Annotated in this window: 4 protein-coding genes; 1 reads left to right on the forward strand and 3 read right to left on the reverse strand. The window is 62.6% G+C overall.

Annotation, left to right across the window (positions count from 1 at the left end):
- Positions 1-167 precede the first annotated feature (167 nt).
- Positions 168-1,142, forward strand: coding sequence for a hypothetical protein (locus tag EN994_RS16855; protein ID WP_063169867.1), 975 nt, complete (start codon positions 168-170; stop codon positions 1,140-1,142).
- A 185-nt stretch (positions 1,143-1,327) separates the two neighbouring features.
- On the opposite strand, the gene EN994_RS16865 is transcribed toward EN994_RS16855, so the two are convergent.
- The 3 genes from EN994_RS16865 to EN994_RS16875 form a co-directional block, all read right to left on the reverse strand.
- Complete coding sequence (locus EN994_RS16865; RefSeq protein WP_063169868.1) at positions 1,328-2,860, reverse strand: mercuric reductase; 1,533 nt, start codon at positions 2,858-2,860, stop codon at positions 1,328-1,330.
- On the reverse strand, positions 2,850-4,199 hold the full coding sequence (locus tag EN994_RS16870) for a glucoamylase family protein (protein ID WP_013528141.1): 1,350 nt from the start codon (positions 4,197-4,199) through the stop codon (positions 2,850-2,852). Before EN994_RS16870 ends, EN994_RS16865 begins: the two co-directional genes overlap by 11 nt.
- Before the next feature lie 143 nt (positions 4,200-4,342).
- Entirely contained in the window at positions 4,343-5,095 is a 753-nt protein-coding gene (locus tag EN994_RS16875; RefSeq protein ID WP_013528140.1) for an SDR family NAD(P)-dependent oxidoreductase, read from the reverse strand.
- Positions 5,096-5,216 lie beyond the last annotated feature (121 nt).

Raw genomic sequence — 5,216 nt, forward strand, 5'->3', positions numbered from 1 at the left:
AATCAAGTCTGTAGATCGAGCCTCGCCGGCGGCTGCGCCTGTCGTAAGTTGGGTTCTCCGGAGCCGGAAGGGGTATTGCGGGGAAACTTTTGGCCTTTGTTCCGCTCAAGGCGAATATGTCGGGCAGCACGTTGCAACGGTATTGGCATCCGCGCTAGGAGTTGCCCATGGGCAGGTTGCGAAGGGCAGTCAAAAGAGCCGTCTATTCCAGGGCGCTGAGATTTCTTGGCGTTCCGCCCGTGCTGTGGTCGCAGGGGATCGGACATTTCTGCGATTTCGCCGGGCCGCGCTGGTATCGCAACGCGTCAACCGCATCGACACAGAGCGAGGCATTTTTCCGCCAGCATTACAGCGGCGCACATGGCATCGTCTGGCTGCGTCTGAGCACCTTGTCCAGGGATGCGCAAACCTGTGATCTCGACACGTTCGTCAGGATCGTGTTGCCGACGATCACGGCACCGTTCACGCTGCTGACGACCGATGGCGATGCTTCGGTGCCGTCTGATCTGGCGAAGGGCACCGTCGACCAGCTTCTCGCCAACCCCTTCCTGGTCTCCTGGTACAGCCAGAATTGTGACGGCACTCACCCCAGGGTCAAGCCTTTCCCGATCGGGCTCGATCTTCACACGCCTCGGTCCTTCGCCACGCCGGAAGGGCTTGTGAAGCAACTGGAAATCATACGCGCCCGGCAGGATCATGTGGACCGCCGCCCGCCCAGACTGTTCTCTGATTTCAGCATCAGCAATGGCTCGAGACAGCGCCGGGAACTGCTTGATGTCCTGCGCGGATGTCCGCATGTCGATTTCCTGGCGAAACGCGTCTCGCAGCGCTCGATCTGGCAACTGTACTCGCAATACCCGCTTGTCCTGTCCACCGAAGGCAACGGCCTGGACTGCCATAGGACATGGGAGCTGTTCTATCTCGGCTGCATCGTCGTCACCAAGACCTCGCCGCTCGACCCGCTCTATCAGGGTCTGCCGGTCATTGTCGTCGACGACTGGCATGAGGTCAGGGACCCCGATGCGCCAAGGCGCTGGATAGAGCAGGTTAAGCATCTGACCGAGCGCGACCATGTTTGGGGACGCTTGCATCCGCAAACCTATCTCGAGCCCATTCGGCAAGAACTTCTGCACGCACTCTGACAGGGCAGCCACGAAATTGGAGTCGCGGTCGGCAGGGCCCGCAGGATCCGCGGAAATATAGAGCCGGCTAACCTCTGGATGGCACCGACGTTTGGCGGATATCCGAGATGGTCGACGAGGCTTTCGTCAAGCGCCGCATCGTCGCCGAATGTCCGATGCACCAGCTGCGGCAGGCTGCCGGAATGTCACCATCGCCTGGACCACGCCAACCAGCGGCCAGCCAGATGCTTCCATGATGAGGTGAGCCTTGTCCGCCGATAGGTGTCGCCGGCCATCTTTATGCCTAGCGCCTGCGTCGGGAAGGGATGGATGACGTCGGCCAGCGCACGCAATCCCATGCCCGATTTGATGGCCAGCGACACCGCATTGATCATCTCACCGGCATGGCTGGCGACGACCGTGGCGCCCAGGATGCGGTCGGACCCTTCCCTGACGTGGATTTTGACGAAACCCTCCTCCTCGCCGTCCATGACCGCCCGGGCGACATCGTGCATCAGCACCGTATAAGTCTTGACCGGGATGCCGTTCTGGCGCGCCTCCGCCGGATAGAGGCCGACATGGGCGATCTCCGGATCGGTGTAGGTGCACCACGGAATGACCAGCTCGCTCAGTTTCCTGCGTCCGAGAAACAGGGCATTGCGCACGACCATGCGAGCTGTGGCCTCGGCGGTGTGGGTGAATTTGTAGGCGAGGCAGACATCGCCCGCCGCATAGATGTGCGGATTTGTGGTGCGGAGATAATCGTCCACCTTGATACCGTCGGCATCGTATGCCACCCCGGCGTTTTCCAGGTCGAGGCCGTCGACATTGGGCGATCGGCCGATGCCGGTGATGATCTCGTCGACGGAAATCGTTGTCGTGATGTCGTCGCACACCAGGTCGGCGAGCTTCTTGCCGCCTTCCGTTCGCACCGCTACCACCTCGGTGTTGAGGCGAACCTCGACACCTTCGCGCGCCAGCGCGTCCGAAAGGATCTGGGCGGCGTCGCGTTCCTCGCCGGGCAGGAACATCGGTTCCCGTTGCGCCAGGATGACCTTGGCACCGAGCAGGCAGAAGGCCTGCGCCGCCTCGCAGCCGAGCGGTCCGCCGCCAATGACCAGAAGCCGCTTCGGGCACTCCGTGAGCTCGAACATGGTCTCGTTGCTGAGATAGCCGGCCTCGGCAAGGCCTGGAATCGTCGGCAGCCTCGGGCGCGCGCCTGTCGCGATCAGCGCCTTCCTGAAACGCAAGGTTTGTCCGGCGACCGTGACAGCGTCCGGTCCGGAAAACAGCGTTTCGCCGAAATAAAGGTCGATGCCTTCGGAAACCAGCCTATCGGCGGCATCCGCGCGGCTGATCCGCTGCCGGATCTGCCGCATCCGCGTCATGGCGCGCGGAAAGTCGACGTGAAGACGGTCCGGCATGTCGCCGCCGAAATTCTCGGCATCGCGCATGTCGGCATAAAGCCTTGCGGTGCGGATGATCGACTTGGACGGGATGCAACCGACATTGACGCAAGTTCCGCCGATCAGATTGCGCTCGATGAGCGCGACCTTTGCGCCGAGGCCGGCCGCTTCGTAGGCGGCAGTCAGCCCAGCCGGCCCGGCACCGATGACGACGAGGTTGTAGGGACCGTCCGGCTGCGGGTTCTTCCAGTGCGGCGGATGGGCGCTCGCGATCAGACTGATGTCGTTGCTGTCGACGGGGAAGGCGGTGGTCCTGGTCCGGTCACGCGACATTGCCGCCACCTGACGCCGGGCTTGCCGGCTGAGACAGCCAGCCGCCATTGAATCCGGCCTTGTGCAGGCCGCGACGGATATGCTGATTGGACCGCATCAGCTTCCAGATCAGCCCTGACCGATGGTTCTCGATCATCATCACCACGATACCCTGATCCAGCCCATAGTGGCCCTCCGACACCCAGCCGTGCCTCCCGAATTTACGCCGGTTCGCCAATGTCGGATTGAAGCCGCTCGGCAGCCGGAAATTGTCGATCACCTCGGGGTAGCGATCACCGAGATGGCGCAGCGCCGCCAGGCAGATCTCCGGCGCGAAAGGCAGTGATGCCGGATAGGACCAAGGGGCGATCGTCCCGTCATCGGGCCCGAACGGAGCGCCGCGCGCGGCATAGCCGGAAAACCGCCGGCGCTGTCGCTCCACGCTGGTGCGGAAGCCGCCCGGCCCGTCGCCCGCCGAAAGTCCCCAAAGGTTCTCTTCATAGCCGTCATAGCCGTAAGGGTTGTGGCGCGCATAGTCGCGATGCAGATAGGTCGAGCGGCGGCTGTTTTCGAAATAGTCCGAGTTCTTCTCGCGCATGAAGGCGTCGCGGATGCCGGCGAAATCGATCCAGGCATGCGAGAACTGGTGCATGAACAATGGGCCGCCATACAGCACGTCGTAGCCGTAGATGTTTTCCCACTGATAGGTCGCCGTCCAGCCCTCGTAGCTGTTATCCGAGGTTGGACTGTCAGGCGAGGCCATCGACAGCACGTAGAGGATCGTCGCTTCGTTGTAGCCCTCCCAGCCATAGTGCAGAAAGCCGCTCTTTGGCTTCCAGCCTTGCCGCAGGGTCGGGCTTGAACCTTGTGCCCACCGCCAGTCGACGCGCCGGTAGAGCGCCTCGGCCAGTTGGCGGATTTCGGCTTCCTCGTCATCGTCACCGGAGAAATAAGCGCTCGCCACCAGCATGCCTGATATCAGCAACGCCGTATCCACCATCGACAGTTCGCAGCGCCAGACGCGCAGGCCGGTCCGCATATCGAGGAAGTGGTAGTAAAAACCCTTATGGCCGGTGACGTCGTCGCTATTGCCTTGCCGGCTGGTCGAGAAGAAACGCAGCGCGGCCAGCGTCAGCTTCGCGGCGGCATCGCGCGTCATCCAGCCGCGCTCGACGCCGATCGGATAGCTGGACAGCGCGAAGCCGACGACAGCGATGCTGGCCGGCGAATTCGGCCGCGATGTGTCCGCGACCAGTCCGTTTTCGGGGTTCACGTTATCGAGGAAATAATCGAAGGCGGCGCGCTGATAGCGGTCCAGAAGCTCATCGTCGGACAGTGCGGCAGATTCGGCTCTAAGCAAAAGTAGCAAACTCCCGCCTGACGGCTGCATTCCGTGTCATGGTTCCCGCTACCTTGTCGCGACTTGTCGCTTCGAGGCGTCCAACTATACGCCCGCATGCTCCGTCCGTTGCACCGTCACGTGGAATTGAGATTCGTTCTGCCTCAGTAGGTGGCGCGGCCGCCGGAAACGTCGAACACGGCGGCCGTCGTGAACGAACACTCTTCCGAGGCGATCCAGCAGATCAGCGCCGCCACCTCGTCGACCTCGCCAAAGCGCGCCATCGGTATCTTGGACAGCATGAAGTCGATGTGCTCCTGGCTCATCTGCTTGAAGATCGCGGTGCGCACGGCCGCCGGCGTGACGCAATTGACCGTCACCCCGGTCTTGGCCAGTTCCTTGCCGAGCGACTTGGTCAGGCCGATCACCGCGGCCTTGGACGTGCTGTAGGCGGAGGCGTTGGGATTGCCTTCCTTGCCGGCGATCGAGGCGATGTTGACGATGCGGCCATAGTTGCGCTCGAGCATGTGCGGCACGAGCGCCTTGTTGCAGTAGAAGACGCCGTTGATGTTGATGTCGATGACCTTCTGCCAATCTTCCGCCGAATAGTTCCAGGTCGTCATGTTCGGCCCGGTGATCGCCGCGCTGGTGACCAGGATATCGACACCGCCAAGCGCTTCGAGCGTTGACCGGGCAGCGCGCTCCACGCCTGCGGCATCGGCAACGTCGATAGCGATGCCGTGAAGACTGGGGATGACGGCCTTGGCCTGTTCGATCTGGGCGGGATCGCGATCCCAGACCGAAACCCGTCCGCCTTCTTCGACAATCCTCTGCGCCACCGCCAGACCAATGCCCGATGCGCCACCGGTGATGACCGCCACCCGGTCGCTGAACCGTCCTGCAAAATTCATCGGCATCCGATCTCCCCCCGTCACCCGAACCCGATGGACTGACAACGCGAGCGCCATGCCATCGGCGGCGACTGTGCTGCCCCCACCAGGCAAGTTCAAGCCGGCATGCAGCCCGATCGTCTGGGCC

The sequence above is a fragment of the Mesorhizobium sp. M7A.F.Ca.CA.002.09.1.1 genome, from assembly GCF_003998555.1.
GTDB lineage: Bacteria > Pseudomonadota > Alphaproteobacteria > Rhizobiales > Rhizobiaceae > Mesorhizobium > Mesorhizobium ciceri.